16 protein-coding genes and 1 pseudogene are annotated in these 21899 nt (G+C 59.6%); 6 read left to right on the top strand and 11 right to left on the bottom strand.

Annotated elements, in window-relative coordinates:
* Positions 1–1880: NAD-glutamate dehydrogenase (locus tag H0V34_13030; GenBank protein MBA2492569.1), on the bottom strand; the 1880-nt coding region annotated here is incomplete at its 3' end.
* A gap of 150 nt (positions 1881–2030) precedes the next feature.
* On the opposite strand from H0V34_13030, the gene H0V34_13025 reads away from it, so the two are divergent.
* The 3 genes from H0V34_13025 to H0V34_13015 all read left to right on the top strand — a co-directional run bounded on the left by H0V34_13025 (position 2031) and on the right by H0V34_13015 (position 4526).
* Positions 2031–2882, top strand: coding sequence for an isoaspartyl peptidase/L-asparaginase (locus tag H0V34_13025; protein MBA2492568.1), 852 nt, complete (start codon positions 2031–2033; stop codon positions 2880–2882).
* A 72-nt stretch (positions 2883–2954) separates the two neighbouring features.
* Positions 2955–3782: a dihydrofolate reductase family protein gene (locus H0V34_13020; GenBank protein MBA2492567.1), complete on the top strand. Its 828-nt coding sequence runs from the start codon at positions 2955–2957 to the stop codon at positions 3780–3782.
* Between the two features lie 60 nt (positions 3783–3842).
* Positions 3843–4526, top strand: coding sequence for a TIGR04211 family SH3 domain-containing protein (locus H0V34_13015; protein ID MBA2492566.1), 684 nt, complete (start codon positions 3843–3845; stop codon positions 4524–4526).
* Between the two features lie 238 nt (positions 4527–4764).
* On the opposite strand, the gene H0V34_13010 is transcribed toward H0V34_13015, so the two are convergent.
* The 9 genes and pseudogenes from H0V34_13010 to H0V34_12970 form a co-directional block, all read right to left on the bottom strand.
* On the bottom strand, positions 4765–6009 hold the full coding sequence (locus tag H0V34_13010) for a DUF697 domain-containing protein (protein ID MBA2492565.1): 1245 nt from the start codon (positions 6007–6009) through the stop codon (positions 4765–4767).
* Between the two features lie 58 nt (positions 6010–6067).
* Positions 6068–7561, bottom strand: coding sequence for a 50S ribosome-binding GTPase (locus tag H0V34_13005; protein MBA2492564.1), 1494 nt, complete (start codon positions 7559–7561; stop codon positions 6068–6070).
* Positions 7562–7757: 196 nt separating this feature from the next.
* Positions 7758–8990, bottom strand: coding sequence for an OmpA family protein (locus tag H0V34_13000; protein MBA2492563.1), 1233 nt, complete (start codon positions 8988–8990; stop codon positions 7758–7760).
* Positions 8991–9166: 176 nt separating this feature from the next.
* Positions 9167–9424, bottom strand: coding sequence for a hypothetical protein (locus tag H0V34_12995; protein MBA2492562.1), 258 nt, complete (start codon positions 9422–9424; stop codon positions 9167–9169).
* 348 nt (positions 9425–9772) lie between these two features.
* Positions 9773–9964 carry a hypothetical protein gene (locus H0V34_12990; GenBank protein ID MBA2492561.1) on the bottom strand — a complete coding sequence of 64 codons (192 nt, stop codon included), beginning with the start codon at positions 9962–9964 and terminating at the stop codon, positions 9773–9775.
* 48 nt (positions 9965–10012) lie between these two features.
* Positions 10013–10177 (bottom strand): annotated as a pseudogene (locus H0V34_12985) (restriction endonuclease).
* Positions 10178–10179: 2 nt separating this feature from the next.
* Positions 10180–10485 (bottom strand): hypothetical protein, encoded by a 306-nt coding sequence (locus H0V34_12980; protein ID MBA2492560.1) that lies wholly within the window; start codon positions 10483–10485, stop codon positions 10180–10182.
* Between the two features lie 41 nt (positions 10486–10526).
* Entirely contained in the window at positions 10527–11738 is a 1212-nt protein-coding gene (locus tag H0V34_12975; GenBank protein MBA2492559.1) for a ribonucleotide-diphosphate reductase subunit beta, read from the bottom strand.
* A 155-nt stretch (positions 11739–11893) separates the two neighbouring features.
* Positions 11894–14770: a ribonucleoside-diphosphate reductase subunit alpha gene (locus H0V34_12970; protein ID MBA2492558.1), complete on the bottom strand. Its 2877-nt coding sequence runs from the start codon at positions 14768–14770 to the stop codon at positions 11894–11896.
* A gap of 429 nt (positions 14771–15199) precedes the next feature.
* Here H0V34_12970 and H0V34_12965 point away from each other — a divergent pair, with 429 nt between their 5' ends.
* Both H0V34_12965 and cysI read left to right on the top strand, forming a co-directional pair.
* Positions 15200–17032: an assimilatory sulfite reductase (NADPH) flavoprotein subunit gene (locus tag H0V34_12965; GenBank protein ID MBA2492557.1), complete on the top strand. Its 1833-nt coding sequence runs from the start codon at positions 15200–15202 to the stop codon at positions 17030–17032.
* A gap of 94 nt (positions 17033–17126) precedes the next feature.
* Positions 17127–18827, top strand: coding sequence for an assimilatory sulfite reductase (NADPH) hemoprotein subunit (cysI, locus tag H0V34_12960; GenBank protein MBA2492556.1), 1701 nt, complete (start codon positions 17127–17129; stop codon positions 18825–18827).
* A gap of 4 nt (positions 18828–18831) precedes the next feature.
* On the opposite strand, the gene H0V34_12955 is transcribed toward cysI, so the two are convergent.
* A complete protein-coding gene (locus tag H0V34_12955; GenBank protein MBA2492555.1) occupies positions 18832–21195 on the bottom strand; it encodes a hypothetical protein in 2364 nt (787 codons plus the stop codon).
* Positions 21196–21465: 270 nt separating this feature from the next.
* On the opposite strand from H0V34_12955, the gene H0V34_12950 reads away from it, so the two are divergent.
* The coding region (locus tag H0V34_12950) for an RHS repeat protein (GenBank protein MBA2492554.1) at positions 21466–21899 on the top strand (434 nt) is incomplete at its 3' end.

Genomic DNA, 21899 nt, shown 5'->3' with positions numbered 1-21899 from the left:
GTGAACGTGTCCTGAAAGATATCCCTCACTTCCAGCACTTCCACGTTCAGGCCGGGCGCCGTGGTCATTTCGAAATCGAGAATCCAGCAGGGTTGCGCGTCGCGCGGATGGATCTCGTAAGGTCGTGCGGCGAGCACGCGCAGCCCCATGCGTTCCAGGATGGGCAGTACGTCGGACAGTGCTAGTGGCGCGTGGCGGCCGAACACCTTGAAACGCAACATGTTGTTCGCAGCGTATCTGAGACGATACAAATGCGCTGTCAAGTGCCGGCTTTCCAAAATGCTCTGCAGCCCCTCGATGTCCCGGAACGCCGCGAGCGCGGAAAAGTCTTCCCGGTAAGACGTCGGAAATGCATCCCGATAGCGCTGCCAGAGATGTTTGCCCTGCGCTTCGCCGAGGTGATCGTAAAAGACCGCGAGCAGCTGGTCCTCCCACGCCAGCATGGCGCTGGCCATGCGCGCTTCAAGCTCGGCCGCGGCGACTTCCACCGTGCTGTTCAGCGGCGTGCGGATGATGAAATAGACGCGCGCCAGCACGGAGTCGGAGAACTGCACGTTGAATTCCGAACTCAGGCCCTCGAACGCTTCCATCAGGATCTCTTGGAACCTGAGGCGCAAAGTGGTGTTGTAACGGTCGCGCGGCGCGTACACCAGCGCGCTCACAAAGCGCCCGTAAATATCGCGGCGCAGGAACAGCTTCAGCCGTCCGCGCTCCTGTAAATGCAGTATGCCGACGGCGATGTCGAACAATTCGTCCTCCGCGGCCTGAAACATCTCGTCGCGCGGCAGTTGGTCGAGGATGTTGCGCAAAGCTTTGCCGGCGTGACTGTTGGGTTCGAGGTCGGCGCGCTCCAGCACTCTCGCGACCTTGCGCTTTAGCAGCGGGATCTCGCTGGGACGGGTGCTGTAGGCCAGATAGGAGTAAAGGCCCTGAAAACGCCATTCGCCGATCACGCGCCCATCGACGTCGAAGCGCTTGATGCCGACGTGATCAAGATGCGCCGGGCGATGCACGGTGGAGCGCGCGGTGGATTTGGTGATAATCAGCAATTCCTTAGCCCGCGCCGCGTCATGCAGATGCGGCGGGATCGGGATCGGCTCGTCCTTGCAGTCGCGAAAGACGCCCAGGCCCGACCCCGGCGCGACGCGCAGCGTCAGCTGGTCGTCCTGCGTGACCAGATCGAAGGTACGAAAGCCGATGAAGGTGAAGTGGTGATTGTCGATCCAGCGCAGCAAGGCCAGAGTTTCGGTGAGCTCCTCGTCCGGCACCGGCTGGGTCTGTGTCTCCAGCGCGGACATCACGTCGTAGAGGCGGGCGCGCATCTTGATCCAGTCTTCCACCACCGCGCGCACGTCACTCAAGACCCGTTCCAGATGGGCGCGAAGTCCTGTCAGCGCGGCGGCGTCGGTCTCCTGGTCCACCTCGAAATGCATGATCGCTTCGGCCTGTGTGTCCCCATCGACCCTGGCGGCAATCACATCGATCAGTTCGCCGTGGGAATCGCGCCGCATGCGCATGACCGGATGAATACTGAGATGGATGGTGAGGCCGTGCCGGTTCAGTTCCATACTGACTGAGTCCACCAGGAAGGGCATATCGTCAGTGACGATCTCGACCACGGTGTGCGGGCTGCGCCAGCCGTGCTCCGCCGCGCTCGGGTTGTAGACGCGGATGTTGGGTGTCCCCTGTTGCCGCCGCTGCGCCAGTTGCCAGTGGGCAAGCACGGCGCCGTAAAGGTCTTCGGGCGTCTTGCCGGCCAGATCCTCGGCCGCCACGCCGCCGAAATAGGCGCGCGCAAAACGCTCGGCGGCGGTCGCCTGCGCGCCGGTCAAGCGGCTGCGCGCGGCCAGCGCGACCCTGGCGATGGCGGCATCTTTCATTTGTGTCTCTGCGATTTGCATGAGAATAGGTCTGGATGTGTAGGGGCTAGTATAGAGTCGTAGCCGCCCATGTTCAGCCACGGCGGGGAAACAGGTGCCGTGGCGCGCACGAGTTCGTACAATGACGCCTTTTGGACCGGCGTCAAACCCATGCAAACAGCATCGATCATCGTGCACGGCGGCGCGGGCCCGTTGCGCGAAAAACATGTAGAGCCCGCGCGCGCGGGTTGCCGTGAAGCGGCGATGGCTGGCTGGGACGTGCTAAAAAATGGCGGCGCGGCGCTGGATGCGGTAGTCGCCGCGGTCACCTGTCTGGAGAATAATCCCGTCTTCAACGCCGGGACGGGCGCGGCGCTCAATGCCGACGGGGTGGTGCAGTTGGACGCCTCGATCATGAACGGCGAGGACTTGCGGGCCGGCGCGGTGGCGGCGGTGGAGCGCGTGCGCAATCCCATCCAGCTCGCCCGCATGGTGCTGGAGGATGGCCGGCACGTGCTTCTGGTGGCTGCCGGCGCGGAGCGCTTCGCGCGCGATCAGGGCGTACCGGTCTGCGATCCGTCCGAATTGATCACCGAGCGCCGGCTCAAGCGCTGGGAAGCGAAACACGGCACGGTCGGCTGCGTGGCGCGGGATGCGCAAGGACGCTTTGCCGCGGGCACCTCCACCGGCGGCATTTCCGGCATGCTGCCGGGCCGCGTCGGCGATTCGCCACAGATCGGCAGCGGTACCTACGCCAGCGACGTCGGCGGTGTATCGTGCACCGGCATCGGCGAGGACATCATCCGCGTGGTGCTGGCGAAATGGGCGGTCGATCGCTTAGCATCAGGTGTTGACGCCACGCAGGCCGCTAAAGCCGCGATGGAATTATTCGTCTGCCGCACGTCCAGCGAAGCTGGTCTGATCGTCATCGACAACCACAGTCGCGCCGGTTTCGCCCACAACACGTCGCATATGCCCGTGGCGTGGGTGACCGGCGACGGCGGTGTTCAAGTTGACGTGTGACGCGCGCCGTTCACACTCGAATCAGAGAACCTCGCATCGTTGCGCGCTTCGAAAGTTTATAATCGCACGCGCATGACCGCGAAAATTTTACCGCTGTATCCCGATCCAGGCCCGGAACAAGCCTTGAAGGGGCTTTACCTGCGGCAGCGCCTGTTCGAACTGGGCAGCGCGGACAAGCCGTTCGTATACGCAAATTTCGTGTCCAGTCTGGACGGGCGGATCGCGCTGATCGATGCCGGCAGCGGTGAATCATATCTGCCCGATGGTTTAAGCGACGGCAACGATTTCCGTCTGTTCCAGGAGCTGCACGCGCAGGCCGATTGTTTGATCACGCACACAGGTTATCTACGCGCGCTTCGCCTGGGCCGTCTGGGCAATATTCTGCAGGTGGAAGCCGGCGGCGATTTGCTCGAATGGCGCTTGGATAATGGATTGTCGATACAGCCGGCAGTGGTGGTCGCCAGCGCCAGCCTGAATTTTACCGTGCCGGACTCGATTGCGGCGCACGGGCAGACCTTGTACGTCGCAACCGGCCAGGCGGCCGACCCCGCGCGCGCGCGGGCGCTGCAAGCGCAGGGTTGTAAGGTGATTTTCGCAGGCGCGGATCAGGCGGTGGAGGGCGCACCGCTGGTGGACGCGCTGGGCCGTCTCGGCTACCGCTGCCTGTACCTGATCGCCGGGCCGCGCATGCTGGAGACCATGCTGCGGGCGCGACGCCTGGCGCGGTTATATCTCACGATCTCTCATCGACTGCTGGGCGGAGAGCGGTTTCACAGCATGATCGCGGGCGCGCCGCTGGGCACAACGGGCGGCCTTGCACTGCGCAATATGTACTACGATCGCGGTGCGTCCGACGGCTTCGGTCAGTGGTTCGCGCAGTTTGATCCCGCATACCGATGAGCGCGTGACACTCGCGACCGGTACGCGCACGCAGGCCAGAAGGCTCGCAGGGGAGGGATAATGACCATCATGCGCCGCAATATCCGCGGTCTGGTTGCGACGCTGTGGCTGCTGGCGCTCAGCTTGCCTGCGGGGGCGCAGACGACGCTTTACATCAGCGACGAATTTCAGGCGGCGGTGCGCGAAGAGCCCCGCGAAGACTCCCGCATCGTCACCCTGGTCGCCAGCGGCACGCCAGTCGAAGTGCTGCAAAAGGGCGTCCGCGGATTTACCCTCGTAAGAGCGCAGGGATCGGAAGGCTGGGTGCGCATGGAGGATCTGATGCACGTCCCCAGCGGCCGTGCCCGGCTTGCCGCCGCGGAAAAGCGCTTCGAAGACCGGGAGGCCGCACTGAAACAAAGCCGCCAGGATGTGCGACAACTACACGCCCGCGTCGAGGATCTGCAGCGGCGTAATTCACAACTGACGCGCTCTGCGGGCGCGCTCGACGCGACGTTGAACGCATTGCGCAAACGCACCGCCAGACCGCGCGCCACGCAAGCCGACAACCAGCGACTGGAGCGCGCACTGCGTACCGAGCGCGAGACCGTGCGGGCGTTGATGGACGAAAACGACGCGCTGAAGGTGCAGGCGCTGCGCGACTGGTTCGTGACAGGCGTGGCCGTAACGCTCGGCAGCGTGTTATTGGGTGTCGTCATCGCGCGCATCCCATGGCGCCGACGCCAGGGTTGGGGTGCGTCGTGAGACGCGCATACGCATCGCATGCAAGCGAGTTGTGATCGCCACGCGTCGGATTCAAATCTCGCGCCTGCTGTTTTATCTCCAGAGCGCCGCTCCATTCATTAATTTCACCACTATCCGTTATGCCCGCGCAGGCGCGAATCCAGTGAAACAGACGTCCCTACCAATGGATTACTCGGCCCGGTCTTGGCCGGCCGGAATGACGGCTTAAAAACAAGGAAATTATTTGTGGGGCACGACATTAGCCGGTTTGTGTCGCGCGCAGCCGCGCGCGAATGTCGTCGCGCGCCTGTTTGAGCACGGAATCGCGATCGATGCCATCCAGCACTTCTTGCACCGCGCGCTTGGCGCCGCCTTTGCCCCAGGATTTGCCGTGCGCGAAATAGCGCGCCGCACTGCGCCCGACGACGTACGTCCCGTAATACGCTACCGCGCCTTGCGCGCTGGCGGTCAGCAACGTCGTCAGCCCGGCGCTGGAGAGCTTGAGCGCCGAAGACAGCAGATTCACCGCCCACACCGCGCCCATGAGCGCGGCGATCTGCGTCATTATGACCTGAATCAGGTTGCCGGCCTCGCGGCGTGTCACGGGCAACCCGTACACGCGACTCAAGTGAATCACCAGCGCCATGTCCAGCGCGGCGGCGGCCACCAGGTCGGCGACGGGCACGGGGTTGAACGCCACCGCCAGACCTTTGCCCAGGCAGTAATTATTGATCACCCGTTGCGCCAGCGCCTGCTTGACCTCGGTGATGCGTGCGGCGACCTGGTCGCTCAAGTGTCCCGCGAACAGGCCGGCGTTGATCGCGGCGAGCGTCTTGCCCTCGCGCTCCAGAATTGCCCACAGATGTTCCTGAAGGTGAATTATGTCCGCGGCCGGGCGGCGTCGCACCTCGCGCTCGCCGCCCACGGCGTCGCGCTCGACGTAAATGCGCTCGCCGGGCGAAGCGGCGCTGGTGACCACGTTGGCCGAATCGACCAGCCCGTGCGTGCGCTCGGTAATGTGACGCACTAGCAGCTCGCGTTCGGGCGCGGTGTAGCGGTCAGCCTTGTTGAGCACCAGCAAGAGCGGCCGGTTCTCGCCGGCGAGACCCCGCAGGGCGCGCAGTTCCGTGTCGGTTATGTCGCCGTCCACCACGAATAACACCAGATCGCTCCGCCGCGCGACGTCGCTGGCCTGGCGCTCGCGATCTTCGCCGCCGATCTCGTCGATGCCGGGCGTGTCGTACAGCACCACGTTGCTTTGCGCGTTCTGCCGCCACGTCGCCGTCTCCGCCCGTTGCGTCGCGCCGTGCAGCGCGCTGACGTAAAAGCGGTGCTCGCCCAGTAGTGCATTCAACAGCGAAGACTTGCCCACGCCTACGCGTCCAAATGCCGCGATGTGGATATCGCCGTGTTCGAGCTTGTCGAGCATGGTCTCCAGATCTTCGTACTCGGGCGCCAGTTGCGCGCGCACTGCTGCCGGGACGTTGGGGTCGTCCAGCAGCATGTGCAGGCTCTCCCTGACCTTTTCGAGCGCGTCGCCGAGCGACTCGTCGGCCGGTGCGTCAGGAGCTACTGCTTGTATCGCGTCTCTTTTCCGCGAGGGCGAGAACGGCAAGCTCTCGCGCACGCGTTGCCAGATTTTCACGCAGTTTCTCCTCGAACGCTTTGGTAGTGGCGCGCGTATCCAGCGCGCCGCTGGTGCTCAAACTTTCGACCAGCGCTCGCCCCAGGCTCTGAAACAACAGGCCATAGGCGACCGCGTGTGTGAGGCCGCCGACTACCGTGCCCAGCCCCGGAAAGGCTTTGAGCGCGTTGCCGGCAATTGCCAGAATCAGCGGCAGCGAGCGGCCGACGCGACTTTTGATAGACTTGAGAAACTTGTCCAGATCGACTGTGCGCACCGGAATCTCGTACAACTCGCACAGGGCGCGCACGAAGCTGGTCGCCAGCGCGCCCTGAATGATGATGTCCGCGCCGGGCGCAAACGCCGCGAGCCCGCCCACCACCGCCCGGCGGGTGTAGCGCTCGACCAGCGCATCGGCCGTGCGGCGTCGAAAATCACTCAAGTTGTGCTCGAGCTTGCCCGCCGCCAGCAGAATGATGGCGTTGTCGCGCAGCGGGCCCAGCAGTTCCTGGCGCTCGATCAGCAGGTTCTGCAACGCCACCACCAGCGATTCGACGTCCACGGCGCGCTCGCGCACCGCGGTTTCCTCGCGACCATCGGACAACACGCGCACTATCTCTTCATTGCCGCCGGCCTGCACGACCACCAGCGGCGCGTCGGCGGAAACGCGTTCGCGGATACGTGCCTGAATCTGTGCCAGGTCTTGGGGTTGATAGCGGTCGCCCTTGTTGAGAGCGACGACCATCGGCTTGCCGTAGCGTTGCAGCGCTTCCAGGTCCTGCCACTGATTGCGCGTGATATCGCCATCGCACACATACACGACCAGATGAGCGCGCACGGCTTCCTCGTGCGCGGTTTGCGGGGCGCGGTTGCCGGCCTCGTTGAAGCCGGGAACGTCGGCGAGAATTAACTCATCGCCGCCTTGTGTGCGCCAGGTGTAGCGGCGCACCGACCGGGTCGTGCCGCCGCGCACGTCAACCAGCGCTTGCTCTTCCGCGCGCGCTTTGGGGACCAGCGCGCGGATCAGCGAGGTCTTGCCACTGCTGATCTCGCCGTAAAGCGCGATATAAACCTGACCGTCCGAGCGACGGCGATCCAGTTCCTGCAATTCGGTGCGGGAGCCGGTGACATCGATGCCGCTCGCCGCATGCCTATCGATGTCTGTGCGCAGCTTGTTCTCGTCCAGCGGCGCGGGCATCACCTTCTTGTGGCCGGATGGTGCGAGCAATCGCCAGATGACAATCGCACTAACGATCAGAAATATCGCAAGCACGGCGACGTACGTGAGGCCTACCCAGTGCGGGGCCTCAGTCAGTTGATCGCGCACGGTAAACGCGAGGTCGGACGCCAGCAGGAACAGCACCAGCAGGATTGCCAGCGCCAGCAGCACCACCGCGGCAATCCCCATACGCACGATAAACTGGCTGTTCATGTCAGGATTCTAACATTCGCGCACGGTATCGAATTCCAAGCCCAGCGCACGGGTAGAAATTTGGTGATGGTCCCAAAGGCCGTCGCGTGTCTTCTTCGCGCCGTCGGGGTTGTTCGGCGCCGGGCTTCGCTGTGCCGGTGTGAATCGCTCTCGCGCCCTGGCCGCAAGACGTCTAGTCCGCTTGTTGGGTCTCTTATCAGGGCGTATGCGGAAGTTCAGCCTGCTTGACCGAAACGTTCTTCGCGCGCGGCAGCAGCATGATCTCGATGCGACGATTGCGCGCACGCCGGCCAGGTTCGTCGTTGGGCGCTACCGGCCGATACTCGCTGTAGCCCACCACGCGCAGGCGGCGCGGGTCGATGCCGGCTTCGGTTTGCAGGAAGCGGGCGGCTCGCGCGCCGCGCGCGGCGGACAGCTCCCAGTTGCTGGGATAGATTTCGCTTAAAGCGCCGCCGATCGTCAGGTTATCGGTATGACCCTCAAGACTGACTTGGCGGCCGGGAAATTCCTTCAGCGCCTCGGCGATCAGGCGCAGCGCCTCGGCGCCATTGGGCTTGAGTTCGGCGGAACCGAGACTAAACAAAATGTCCCCGCCCACACGGATTAGCGTGCGGTCGTTGCGCAGGCGTTCGATCGTGATTTCCTGACTGCGGAGCTTGTTCTCGAGCGCGATCTTGAGTTGCTCGAATCGCTCGATTTCCTGTTGCCGTGCCTGTTCTGCGCGATCGACCGCCGTGGTCAGTCGCGCAATCCGGCCGGTCGCGTCGCTCAGGTTAGATTGCAGTTTATCGAGCTTCTCCTTCGCGGCCCGCAGTTCCAATTGCTTGGCATCGATACGCTTTTTGGTCGCCTGCAGGCGCGCGCGCAATTTCGATTGTTTCTCGATGGCCGCATCCAGACGCGTACGCAAGCGCTGCTGGCGTTCTTGCAGGGTCGCACGTTGTCGTTGCGAGCCTTCGAGTTCGGCGACTGCCGCATTGATCCGGGCCTTGTTAGCCTTGAGTGCGGTGCGCAATTCGGCCTGCGCGCCCTTCGCTGAATCCAGTTGCGCGGCCAGCCGGTCACGCTCGCTAAGCATGGCTTGCAACTCTTCGGCTATTCGCGTCTGGTCGGTGCGCGCCGTGTCCACGCGCGAATTCAGATCGTCGCGCTCCGCGAGTCTGGTGACGAGCTGAGTTTCCGTGCGACTGTCGGCGGCGTCTGGTTCCGATGCGGCTTTTTGCCGCGCGTCGCACGCCTGGCGCACGGTATCGCTACGCCGCTGAAGCGCCGTGATCTGTTTGGTGAGTTGAGTTTCCATCACCGCGGACTTTTGCCGATGTCGCCGCGCTGCATCGACTTCGAAATAATAGGCGGTCCATCCGGTCATCGCGGTAGAAGCAACCAGGGCGCCGATGATGACACGATAGATGACAACTCCGGTAAGCATGGTTCTTTTCTCTGTAATATTCGTTCGTTATTCAACCCGATCTTTATTCAATACAAGTCGTGCGGGTTTGGCGATTCTAGCATCGAAGCGGCATGCGCGCCGGAACGCCCGGATACCGGGTGTCAAAGGGATTCTTGCGTCAATGAGATGATGGCGCTGCGCTGGTCAGGGAAGACTCAGCCATCGTAAGAAATGCTTGCCAGCTCATCGGGTGTGTAAAAGCGTCCACTGCACATGAAGCCGGCGGTGATATGCGCCTTCAGCACCAACGGCCGGCCCTCATCGTCCAGCGAAAGCACCCACGTATCCGGAAGACCATGCAAAGTGTGCGTAGAGGACACCCCACCGTCGGCGCCCAGCGGCAGATGAGTTTCGCCAGTAAATACGTCCTGATAGGCGGGCAGAAAACAGAAGTCTGTGATCAGTCTTTCCACGGCAAGCTCCTTGTGCGTGAACTTTTCGCTCCGAGTTCGCTCCGCGATCGCTATGCGGCGTTCACTCAAGCCTTGGTGCCTTCATAGCGCCGGCGGGATGCGTGCGCAAGAGAACGCCGCCGGAATGTGACAAACGCAGCAATCCCCAGTATGGAGTGGCCAAACTGCGGGGAGTTGGCTCAATGGATGTAGTGGGTACATCTGCTTCAGCGCCCTACGATCTGCGTTTGAACGGGCGGCGTAATCGGCGGCGTGCATGCCGTGGTGTGTGTGCCGACCGTGATCGGTGTACAGGACGACTTAAAGCCCGCGAGCTTTCATGGCTCCATTTTTGTGATACGGCGATTTTTATTGCTCCAGCTTATAGCGACCATTTCCAAGAAACGAAAGCCATCGCTTATCGCGCAAGACTTGCAGATGCTGTCTGATTTTCGGTCCTATGTGCCGATTTCCTGGGAATCTCCTCTGTAAGCTTCCCTCAAACTCATACATCTCGCGAAGGGAGAACTCCTTCTTTCCACGTTTTTCCACACATTCCATGACTGAAACTATCCAGCCTCTAGACGCAGGATCGAATCTTCCAGGGAAACGGCTTTTTGCCCCCTGGTTAATTACTTCCTGCTGTGAAATCAGTTTTGTGTCGCGTATGTAAAATATGCGGCCTTCGAAGGGAATTATCCCTATGCAGATATTGCATCCTATCCAGCCGGCGCGTTGAGCTGTCGGCGCCAGAGGTTTCCGCCTCTCGATGATCTCTAACCAAGAATACTCGTGGGATCAGCGCCAGACTTTGCACGTAATAGTTGTGATTCGTAGGCAAGCAGTAGCAGGTTAGGCTGTGTCCCGTCATCGATTCGCGCCGTCATGGTTAAAAAAGCGCCATCTACGATCTTTCCTCCACGTCTTCCTTTCTTGCTTTTTAGTTCAAAGTCATGCGCACAGCTGTTGCAATAATAATCGACCAGACACACATCGGTTCCAGGCTCAGCGTATACCTCAGCGACGCCGCCGCGCACGATCACGAGGACTTTCGATTGTTGATTAGCTTGCGCTTGAGCCATTTAGTTTTGTCTCAGGCCTAACGCACCAGTCTCTTTCGAACCTAATCCCAACTCAACGTCCCGCCAGTCTGATACTCGGTCACGCGCGTCTCGAAGAAGTTTTTCTCCTTGTTCAAATCCACCATCTCGCTCATCCACGGGAACGGATTTTCCGTGCCGGGCCAGAGTTCGGACAAGCCAATTTGCGCGCAGCGGCGGTTGGCGATGAAGTGCAGGTATTCGTTGACCATGCCGGCGTTCAAGCCCAGCACGCCGTGCGGCATGCTGTCCTGCGTATAGCGGATTTCGAGTTGGGCGGCCTCGCGAATCATCTTTTGCGCTTCAGCCTTGAAACTTTCGCTCCACAGATGCGGATTCTCGATCTTGATCTGGTTGATGAGATCGATGCCAAAATTAAGATGCATGGATTCGTCGCGCAGGATGTACTGCACCTGCTCGGCGGTGCCGGTCATTTTGTTACGCCGGCCGAAGGAGAGAAACTGCATGAAGCCGCCGTAGAAGAAGATGCCTTCAAAAATCACGTAGAACGCGATCAGATCGCGCAGTAATCTTTGATCGGTCTCCGCCGTGCCGGTGTGGAACTGCGGATCGCCTAAAGATTGCGTATAAGGCAGCGCCCAGGCGGCCTTCTCGTGCACCGCGGGAATCTCGCGGTACATGTTGAAGATTTCTTTTTCGTCCAAACCAAGCGATTCTACGATGTACTGGAAACAGTGCGTGTGCACGGCCTCCTCGAACGCCTGCCGCAACAGGTACTGGCGGCACTCTGGATTGGTGATGTGACGATAAACAGCCAGCACGAGGTTGTTGGCGATCAAGGATTCGGCGCTGGCGAAAAAGCCCAGTGAGCGCTTGAGAATCAGACGCTCATCGTTGCTCAATCCGCCGGATGATCTCCACAGCGCGATGTCCGCGTTCATGTTGATTTCCTGTGGCATCCAGTGATTGGCGCAGCCGTCCAGGTATTTCTGCCAGGCCCATTTGTATTTGAATGGCACCAGCTGATTCAGGTCGGCGCGGCAGTTGATGATTCTCTTGTCGTCCACGCGGATGCGCCCGGCGCCCATCTCCACTTCTTCCAGGCCGGTCGCGCCGTGATCGTCGACCGCGATCTCGACGTGCGCCGGAGGCGAGGCCGCAAGACCTGCGGACAGCGAATAGGAATTTAATTCGGCAGGCGTGCGATTGTTTCCGCGCGACGCATTGGCGTCATAGTCATGACGTTCGCCGGTCGGTTCGTCCCAGTTCAGCATTTCCAGTCTCCGTCTCTATTTCTCGGCATTAAGGTGTCCGCATCATGATTTCGACCGCGGTTTGCGCGGCGCGAAAGCCAGCGGCGCGCGAGGCCGCGAAGGCATTGTTGGCATCGTCTCCGCGCGTGACAGTTGATACGTTTTAGAATGCGGCGCTACTGGCAAGCTTCGCAATCGGGATCGTCGATCGCGCAGGCCTGCGGTTCGTCCTGGTTGCCCGCTCCGTTGGTTGGCACCGCGTTCAGCTTGCTGGCGCGCCCGTCGCTCATGGTGCTTTTCTCAACGTGCGTAGCGCCCAGCGAGCGCAGGTAATACGTCGTTTTCAGGCCGCGCGTCCAGGCCAGCCGATAAAGATTGTCGATCTTCTTGCCGGAGGGCTGCGCCATATACAGATTCAACGACTGCGCCTGGTCGATCCACTTTTGCCTGCGTGACCCGGCTTCCACCAGAAATTCTGGATCGACCTCGAAAGCCGTCGCGTACAGCGCCTTGAGTTCGGCGGGCACGCGGTCGATGGCCTGCACGCTGCCATCGTAGTATTTGAGGTCGTTGACCATCACCTCGTCCCACAGACCACGCTGTTTGAGATCATTGACCAGAAAAGGATTGATGCAGGTGAACTCGCCCGACAGGTTTGATTTGACGAACAGGTTCTGATACGTGGGTTCGATGCTCTGCGTGACGCCGCAGATGTTGGAAATGGTCGCCGTGGGCGCGATCGCCATGGTGTTGGAATTGCGCATGCCGACGGTTTTCACGCGCTCGCGTAAGGTGTCCCAGTCCAGCGTGCTGGAGCGATCCATCTCCAGATAGCCGGCGCGTTCCCGCTCGAGCCGCGCTATAGAATCGATCGGCAGCACACCCTGACTCCACAGTGAACCGCTGAAACTCGAATACGCGCCGCGCTCGCAGGCCAGGTCGGTGGACGCCTTGATGGCGTAGTAGCTGATCGCTTCCATGGAGCGATCGGCGATTTCCACCGCGGCGTCACTCGCGTACGGAATGCGCAGCTTGTACAGCGCGTCCTGAAATCCCATGATCCCTAGACCTACCGGACGATGACGCAGATTCGCGGCGCGCGCCTTGCCGACGCTGTAATAGTTGTAGTCGATCACGTTGTCCAGCATGCGCATGGCGGTGGCGACGGTACGCTCCATCTTTTTATGATCCAGGCCCTGGTTGTCCACGTGCGCGGCGAGGTTGACCGAGGCCAGATTGCACACCGCGATCTCGTCGTCCGAAGTGTTCAGGGTGATCTCGGTGCACAGATTAGAGCAATGCACCACGCCGGTGTGGCCTTGCGGCGAGCGCAAATTACACGGGTCCTTGAAGGTCATCCACGGATGGCCGGTCTCGTACACCATGCTCAGCATCTTGCGCCACAGATCGAGGGCGTTGAGCTGCTTAAAGTTCCTAATCTCGCCGCGCGCGGCCTGTGCTTCGTATTCGGCGTAACGCTGCTCGAATGCGCGACCGTACAAATCATGCAGGTCCGCGGTCTCGTTGGGGGAGAACAAGGTCCACTGCCCGTCTTCGATAACGCGCTTTAAGAACAGATCCGGAATCCAGTTGGCGGTGTTCATGTCGTGGGTGCGCCGGCGCTCGTCACCCGTGTTCTTGCGCAGCTGGATGAACTCCTCGATATCCAGATGCCAGGTTTCGAGATAGGCGCACATCGCGCCTTTGCGCTTGCCGCCCTGGTTGACCGCTACCGCGGTGTCGTTGGCCACTTTAAGAAACGGCACGATGCCCTGCGACTTGCCGTTAGTGCCCTTGATGTGCGAGCCCATCGCGCGCACCCGCGTCCAGTCGTTGCCCAAACCGCCGGCGAACTTGGAGAGCATCGCATCGTCCTGAATGGATTCGAAGATGCCGTAGAGATCATCCGGCACCGTGGTCAGGTAACAACTGGACAACTGCGGCCGCAAGGTGCCGGCGTTGAACAGGGTGGGCGTGGAACTCATGAGGTCGAACGACGACAGCAGATTATAAAATTCTACCGCGCGCGCCTCGCGGTCGATCTCATTGATCGCCAGACCCATGGCGACACGCATGAAGAACGCCTGCGGCAGCTCGAAATGCGTGCCGCCGGCATGCAGAAAATAGCGGTCGTACAAGGTTTGCAGGCCGAGGTAGGTGAACTGGTGGTCGCGCTCGGGCTTGAGCGCCGCGCCCAGTTTATCGAGGTCGTATTCGGTCGCGAGTTTAGCGTCCAGAAGCTCCAGTTCGGCGGCGCGCGCGACGTACTCCCCAAAATACCGCGGGTAAAGCCCACGCATCTCCTCGAAAGTCGCCTCACGATGTCCGGCGGCCAGAAACGACAACGCCTCGCGACGCAGATTGTCCAGCAGCAGGCGCGCCGAGACATAGGTGTAGTTCGGTTCTTTCTCGATCAGGGTGCGCGCGGCCAGAGTCAGCGCGGTGCCGACTTCGTGCTCGTGCACGCCTTCGTAGAGATTCCGCACGGTCTCGGCAATTATCGGTTTGGGATCGACATCCGCCGTACCGCGGCATGCCTCGTTCACGACCCTGTGCAGCCGTTCAATATCCAGCGGCTTTAAGCTGCCGTCGGGCAACGTGACTTTAAGCGCCGGCTGCGCGTTTGCTTTCCGGGCCCTGACTTTGTGCGCGGCGCGCGCCCTGGCGTGCTCTTCGCGATACAGCACATAAGCGCGCGCGACTTTGTAATGTTCGCCGCGCATCAGCGCCAGTTCAACCTGGTCCTGAATGTCCTCGATGTGAAAGATGCCGCCGTCCGGCAGGTTGCGCGCCAGCGCGCCGGTTACGCGTTCGGTCAGGCGATCCACGGCCTCGCGGATGCGTCCGGAGGCGGCGGCATTGCCGCCCTCCACGGCGAGAAACGCTTTGGTGACCGCGATCTTGATCTTGTCCCTGTCGAACTCGGTGACCTTGCCGTTGCGCCGGATCACGCGATAGCGTCCTGGTGCGGCCGCGGCGATCTCGGCGGCCACAGCGGGTTTGCCGTTGGGTCGCGTGTTTGTGCGTGGGGCGGTGGAAAGCTCGAATAGCATCTGAATTTCCTCAGTCGCGTGCGGGATCGTGGTTGCGCGCCGCTTGTGTGTGAAATCGTTATCACAACGCGTGTACCACTATAAGATGTGGTTTCGTTTCGCGTCAACACAAGATAGTGTGTATAAACTCGTGGAAACCCGTTCCAGAACCTGTGGATAACTTGAGGGTCAGAGGCCAACAATCACGCCTGAGCCGCGCTCTGTGCGCTTAAATCAATCGTGCACAAAAATTAATCAGGGGGTTGCCATCAAAAGATATGATGAGCTGGATAAAAAAATTATAATCAAGCGCGCCCATGATGACTTCGCCGGGTTAAGACGCTTTCGTTATATAACTATAGCGATTGGTTCTTTTCGCCATTGCTGACATGCCGGTATGGTATGGCGGCTGAACACGCTCCACACCATTGCCAAAACTTTATCCCGCCCATGCAGTTGATTTCTCTAAGCGAGCACAGCACGCCGCTCACCGAAGAGCAGGCGGACCAGCTCAACCGCCTGGTGCAAAGCCTGTCGCCGCAACAGGTCACCTGGGTGAGCGGTTTCCTGGCGGGCATAAACTGGGCCGGTCAGGGTGTGCCCCAGGCGCAGACGGCACAAGCACCGCAGACTGGCGGGCAGCCACGCCTGACGATTCTTTATGGCTCGCAGACCGGCAATGGCGAAACCATCGCCCGTCAAATATATGACAAGGCTATCGCGCGGGGATTCAGCGCCAGTGTCAAGGACATGGGCGATTACAAAAAGAACCAGCTGAAAAACGAGCAGAACCTGTTGCTGGTGGTCAGCACACACGGCGAAGGCGATCCGCCGGACAACGCGGAGGAACTGCACGCTTTTCTGCTGAGTAAAAAAGCGCCTGAGCTCAAAAACCTGCGTTACTCGGTACTGGCGCTGGGTGACACCAGTTACGAGAATTTCTGCCAGACCGGACAGGATTTCGATAAGGGGCTTGAGGCGCTGGGTGCGCAGCGCGTCTACGCGCGCGGTGACTGCGACGTGGATTACGAAGAGACGGCGGAAGCCTGGATCGAAGGCGCGCTGGAAGGATTCGCCGAATTTCTGCAAGCGCCGCAGGGCGCCGTCGCGGGCGTTGCTGTCCAGCAAGCCGCGGCGCCGGGTGCAAAAATCGCGTCGCTTTACACCAAGAAGAACCCGTTTCCGGCCGCGGTGCTCGAGAATCTGGTGCTTAACGGGCGCGGTTCCGCCAAGGAAACCCGCCACGTGGAGCTGTCGCTGGAGGGCTCCGGCCTGGTGTTCGAGCCCGGCGATTCGCTTGGGGTGATGCCCAGCAACAGCCCGGAGTTCGTGGCCGAGCTGATCGATACGTTGAAGCTCTACGGCAACGAAACGGTGGCGACTTTCGAAGGCGAGATGAGCTTAACAAACGCGCTGAGTCACGCCTACGAGATCGCCATTCTGACCCGGCCGTTTCTCGTCCGGTACGCCGCGCGGAGCCAGTCCGAGAAACTATTGAAGCTGCTGGACGACGGCAACAAGAAGGCTCTGACGGCATACATCCATGGCCGCGACATCATCGATCTGGCGCTGCAGTTTCCGATTGAATCTATCAGCGCCGACGAATTCACCGGCATGCTGCGCAAGCTGCCGCCGCGACTTTATTCGATCGCATCCAGTCAGCAGGCCAATCCCGACGAGGCACATCTGACCATCGCCGCCGTGCGTTACGAAGCCCACGGCCGGCCACGCAAGGGTGTCGCGTCCAGCCATTGTGCCGAGCGGCTCGCTGAAGGTGATACGATTCCGGTCTACGTCGATAGCAACAAGAACTTCAAGTTGCCGGCCGACGGCCAGGCGCCGGTGATCATGGTCGGTCCGGGTACGGGTGTCGCGCCGTTTCGCGCGTTTATCGAGGAGCGCGAGACGCTGGGCGCGGGTGGCAAGAACTGGCTGTTCTTCGGCGATCAGCATTTCACTACCGATTTTCTCTATCAGATCGATTGGCAGCGATGGCTGAAGGACAAGGTGCTCACGCGCATGGACGTGGCCTTCTCGCGCGATACCGATCAAAAAGTGTATGTTCAGCATCGCATGCTGGAGCGCAGCCGCGACATCTACGCCTGGCTGCAGGAGGGCGCCTATTTCTACGTGTGCGGCGATGCCGACCGCATGGCGCACGACGTGCACGCGGCGTTGATCGACATCGTGGCGAGAGAGGGCGGCGGGCTGTCCGCGCGAATGGCGGCCGACTACGTCAAGGGTCTGCAAAGGGACAAGCGCTATCAGCGCGACGTGTATTAGCTGTTGTTGCCTTTCACGAACGCATCCACATCCAGACTCCAAACGGTGCGCTCAGCGCCTGAACTCCCTGTAACCCGGTGGTGACCAATCCAATATGAACGATCAATCCAAAGCACAGCGGTCCGGTGTCGAGGTCATCAAGGACAACAGCAATTACCTGCACGGCACGATCGAGCGGGGGCTTGCCGATCCCATCACCGGCGCGATCTCGGAGGACGACACCGCGCTGCTCAAGTTTCACGGAAGCTATCAGCAAGACGATCGCGATTTGCGTCAGGAGCGCCGCCGGCAGAAGCTGGAGCCGGCCTATTCATTCATGATCCGGGTGCGCATGCCGGCCGGCGTGTGTACGCCAGAGCAATGGCTGGATCTGGATCGCGTGGCCAACACACACGCGAACGGGACGTTGCGACTCACGACACGTCAAACGTTCCAGCTGCACGGCATTCTCAAACGCAATCTCAAGCGCACCATTCGCGAGATCAACGACACCTTGCTGGATACCATCGCTGCCTGCGGCGACGTCAACCGCAACGTGATGTGCAATCCCAATCCGCATCAATCGGCGGTGCACGCGACCGTGTACGAGCACGCCAGAAAAATCAGCGAACACCTGTTGCCGAAGACGCGCGCTTATCATCAGATCTGGCTGGACGAAAAGCCCGTGGCCGGCACGCCGGAGACCGACGAGCCGATTTACGGCAAGGTGTACCTGCCGCGTAAATTCAAGGTCGTAATCGCGGTGCCGCCCAGCAACGACGTGGACATCTACGCGCACGATCTAGGTTTCATCGCCATCGTCGAAAACGAAAAACTGACCGGCTTCAACGTCACGGTCGGCGGCGGCATGGGCATGACGCACAGTGAACCGGAAACCTATCCGCGCCTGGCCGACGTAATCGGCTTCTGCAAGCCAGAGCAGGTGATCGAAGTCGCCGAACACGTGGTCAAGACGCAGCGCGACTTCGGCGATCGCGGCAATCGCAAGCACGCGCGTTTGAAGTACACCATCGACGATCGCGGCGTGGAGTGGTTCAAGGACGAGCTGGAATCACGTCTGGGGTGGGCGCTTGAACCCGCGCGGTCGTTCGAATTCACCGATAATGGCGATCGCTACGGCTGGGTGAAAGGCGCTGACAACAAATGGCATCTGACGTTATTTATCGAGAACGGCCGCATTCACGACCTCGATGATTATCCGATGATGACAGGGTTGCGCGAGATCGCGAAGATGCACAAAGGCGATTTTAGAGTCACCGCCAATCAGAACCTCATCATCGCGAGCATTCCTGAAAAACAGAAAACGCAGATCGGACGGCTGATCAAAAAATATAAGCTGGACGACGGCGCCGGTCATTCCGCGTTGCGCGTGAACTCCATGGCCTGCGTGGCGCTGCCGACCTGCGGCCTGGCGATGGCCGAAAGCGAGCGTTACCTCCCCAGCCTTATCACGAAACTGGAAGAGGTGATGCTGGACGCCGGCCTGCGCGACGACACCATCACCTTACGCATGACCGGCTGCCCGAATGGCTGCGCCCGGCCTTACATCGCCGAGATCGGTTTCGTCGGTAAATCGGTCGGTCACTACAACGTTTATCTGGGCGCCGGATTCCACGGCCAGCGCCTGGGCAAGCTTTATCGAGAAGGCATTACCGAAGACAAGATCCTGGCCGAACTCACGCCCATCATAAAGCGCTACGCCAAAGAGCGCGAGGATGGCGAGCACTTTGGGGATTTCGTGTTGCGCAAAGAGTACGTCAAGGAGGTTAAAGCCGGGCGAGAGTTCCATGCGTAGAAGTTCAATTTATGAATCTTGTATCGACTACGAACACTTTCTTCTGAGTTCCGATTAGTAAGTGATCAGAGCCTGCCTTAACGATATTAACGACCCTATTCCGAAAGTCTTGGTTAGGAATCGCGAACGTGCCTACTCGTGTAAAAGTATCCAGATCAAACACCTCCAATGATATGTAGGCATCGTCCGATAGACTTGCGAAATACACACGTCCTGCCGCGGCATCTGGCGCAACTACACTTCGATTATAATAGAAATTATCGGGTACATCATACTTACCGACTAGCGAGCTGGTCATTGCATCAACGACTTCACCTGACCCTGCATAAATGCGGCCCGCCTGAAACTCTACGTTTATATTCTCGCCATCGATTAGGCCTTCGGTTACGCCGGTCTCCGTTATCCCATATTCATCAACAGAATAAGTATAGAAACCATGGCTACTAAAGCGGAGGGTATACCCGTAAAGAATGCTTCCTGACTCAGAAAACTCAATTAAGCTACCACCAGTGTTTGGTGTCATCTTGGATCGTCGGACGCCATCTTGAAAGATGGCTATTCCTTGATGGGATTCACCACCAGCCATTCCGGAGACTGCTATGACCGCAGGGTCATCTGGAGAAACCTCGATATCTTCCGGAATTAAACGGAGTCCAGAACTATCGCTTCTACCCAGACTGAACGACGCGCCCGGGATCCGCGTGGATAGATCGACGGGTCGAATAGCCGCCGTAGCCGCCGTACCTTGCAATCCGACATACAAGCGCGCGCCATTCTTGGAGAGGGCTAAAGGTCCTGGCTCCGATCCGACGAAAATTGAATGCTCGATCTTCGCCGACTGAGGATTGATTATTGTAATGCTGTTGCCCCTGGCTCCCTCACGGCTCGGCACACTCGCGTAAGCGCGCTTGCTTGCCGCGTCGTAAACGATGTCATTAGTCTTTAAATCGATTTCTACGATCTCCGGTAACCCTGGTTCCCCTGGCGGTATTTCTAGGCCGGATACGCTTGTTAGCTCTTCGGTTATAGAGGTTGCGATAGTCTGGGTATCTTGCTTGCCGTCGAACCGAATTTCCTTCTTGACTAGTCCAACAGCTGCGGCGTACCACTCAGTGCTGGTGCCCCTAATGGAGCTGCGCGCACCAGTTTGCGAGGACGTTAGATCCAGGTTAGACGTCGTCTTGATGATTAAGGCATTCTGGAACCTACCCGCGGGAACCTCCACAAAGCCAAAGCCTGCTATCGAAATCTTTGAATCGCCGACTGCTTGATCGGCTCTATAGTCTCCATCGATGTCTAGATTGTTGAGGCGTACGTCTTGCAGATGCGTCACTGTCGATCCAGTCACGGGAGGAAATGACACAGCCGTGTACGGCGTAGTCAGCACACCGTCAGCAACCTCTGACCAGTCCGTAATACCTACCGCACTTTTTGTGAAGAATTGCTCATCGTTTGAGACAGCAGCTAGTGGATAACTCTCTAGGAAAACGGTGGTATTCGCTCCAGCGATGTTTCTAGTTCCTTCGACCGTAACTGTATTGCCATAGTGGCTTGTTATTTGGCCGGGCGTAACGATCTTACCTTGATAATTCCAGGCAGCTCTTTGATCGAAAGGAAAGTAATTGCCGATGTCGCCCGGAGCGGCATTCGTTTCACCATGTTGTGCCGCGGCCGAAACAAAACGTCTAATCGTCGAGTCGTCTGCTAGTGCAGCCTCTATTGCTGTAACCGTTTCTTCGATATCCGTGGCAGATCGCAAATTGTTTACGCGCGCAAACAGCTCGATGGCCGCGGTAATCTTCGCCACCTCGTTAGGCGTGAAGTTTGAGAGAGAATCCTGAGTAACCGCGACCTTATTCAATATAACTCGTACAGATGCCTCCGAAATCGGATCAATATCAACGCGTTGATGACTCACGAAGGCTCGTAACAGCGCGCCGGTAGATTTGTTTACTGCCTTCACGATCAGGTTGTTGGCGGGTTTAAGCCGCAGTTTTGTAAGATTGAAGCCGTACTTGCCGGCAACTGTCTTGGTCGAGGCAAGCGCCCCTTGTTCGTTTCCGGCACGATTGATTCTCACCAACCGCACCAATGTGCCATCTGGCACCAGTCTCGTTCCATTCAGTCGCGCGTGTACGGCCGGTATCATGAGCTGCGCGATATTCTCAAGGAACCTCGGTTTAACTCGAAAGGCTATCGTCGCATTCGGAGCGCTGACGGTTCCCGACACAACAAAATCGGGCGTAGGTTGACTGCCGCCAGGATCGGCACCGTCTCCTCCGCCGCCGCAACCGGGTAGCAAAATGAAAAACAAAAGCACGAAGTAATGGTAGGTCCAACTAAGAGCAGGTTCCTTGATCTTGTGCATGTGAGCCTCCTCAGCTTTGCGCCTTCGTTTGAATTGCTCGAGAACGCTTGCGATCATTGCTTGCCTTCTTTCCAGGCAACCTGAGTCTCATGTGACCCTCCTAGATTTGCGTGTTCACAAGAGAGCTGCTCACCGGCGAGCGATCACGGTTTGCCCACTTGCAAGGCATGGGCTGGGGATTGTAGGACTGGTGAGACGGAGGTCGGCGACCGTTCGCCGGTCAAATGGTGCCGCTGCTGCAATTGAGCGCCCGTTTACTACCGCCGGTTTATCGCAAGCCGAATCCGCGCCAACGCGGAAGGCAAGCTTACCAACGAAACCCTGGGCAACGGCCTGGTCACCACCAGCGTATACGAATCCGCGTCGGGGCGTCTGCAAACTATCCTGAGCGGCGGCGGCGGCAGCGTTCAATATCTCAAGTACGACTTCGATGCGCTGGGCAATCTCGAGCGCCGTGAGGACCAGGCCCGGGGCTCAAGCGAGACGTTTGGTTACGATGCGCTCAATCGGCTGACCGAAACCAATACGGTAGCCGGCGGCGCCGCGGCGCCCCAGAGCATCGGTTACGATGCCCTAGGCAACATCACCAACAAGACGGACATGGGCGCGTACGCTTACGATCCGGTGCGCCCGCACGTAGTCACCCGTGCCGGGGAGCACAGCTACGTACACGACGCCAACGGCAACATGGTCAGTGGTGCGGG

Source organism: Gammaproteobacteria bacterium, from assembly GCA_013696315.1.
Taxonomy (GTDB): Bacteria; Pseudomonadota; Gammaproteobacteria; order JACCYU01; family JACCYU01; genus JACCYU01.
Note: the sequence above shows the minus strand (reverse complement) of the source record. Positions and strands in the feature narration are given on the sequence as shown.

What these genes read in the sequence shown, in the direction of transcription:
- H0V34_13025 (MBA2492568.1), top strand. Translation starts at nt 2,031, where the DNA reads ATGCAAACAGCATCGATCATCGTGCACGGCGGCGCGGGCCCGTTGCGC.
- H0V34_12990 (MBA2492561.1), bottom strand. Translation starts at nt 9,964, where the DNA reads ATGGAATGTGTGGAAAAACGTGGAAAGAAGGAGTTCTCCCTTCGCGAG.
- H0V34_12965 (MBA2492557.1), top strand. Translation starts at nt 15,200, where the DNA reads ATGCAGTTGATTTCTCTAAGCGAGCACAGCACGCCGCTCACCGAAGAG.
- H0V34_12970 (MBA2492558.1), bottom strand. Translation starts at nt 14,770, where the DNA reads ATGCTATTCGAGCTTTCCACCGCCCCACGCACAAACACGCGACCCAAC.
- H0V34_12980 (MBA2492560.1), bottom strand. Translation starts at nt 10,485, where the DNA reads ATGGCTCAAGCGCAAGCTAATCAACAATCGAAAGTCCTCGTGATCGTG.
- H0V34_13005 (MBA2492564.1), bottom strand. Translation starts at nt 7,561, where the DNA reads ATGAACAGCCAGTTTATCGTGCGTATGGGGATTGCCGCGGTGGTGCTG.
- H0V34_13020 (MBA2492567.1), top strand. Translation starts at nt 2,955, where the DNA reads ATGACCGCGAAAATTTTACCGCTGTATCCCGATCCAGGCCCGGAACAA.
- H0V34_13000 (MBA2492563.1), bottom strand. Translation starts at nt 8,990, where the DNA reads ATGCTTACCGGAGTTGTCATCTATCGTGTCATCATCGGCGCCCTGGTT.
- cysI (MBA2492556.1), top strand. Translation starts at nt 17,127, where the DNA reads ATGAACGATCAATCCAAAGCACAGCGGTCCGGTGTCGAGGTCATCAAG.
- H0V34_13015 (MBA2492566.1), top strand. Translation starts at nt 3,843, where the DNA reads ATGACCATCATGCGCCGCAATATCCGCGGTCTGGTTGCGACGCTGTGG.
- H0V34_12955 (MBA2492555.1), bottom strand. Translation starts at nt 21,195, where the DNA reads ATGCACAAGATCAAGGAACCTGCTCTTAGTTGGACCTACCATTACTTC.
- H0V34_12975 (MBA2492559.1), bottom strand. Translation starts at nt 11,738, where the DNA reads ATGCTGAACTGGGACGAACCGACCGGCGAACGTCATGACTATGACGCC.
- H0V34_13010 (MBA2492565.1), bottom strand. Translation starts at nt 6,009, where the DNA reads ATGCTGCTGGACGACCCCAACGTCCCGGCAGCAGTGCGCGCGCAACTG.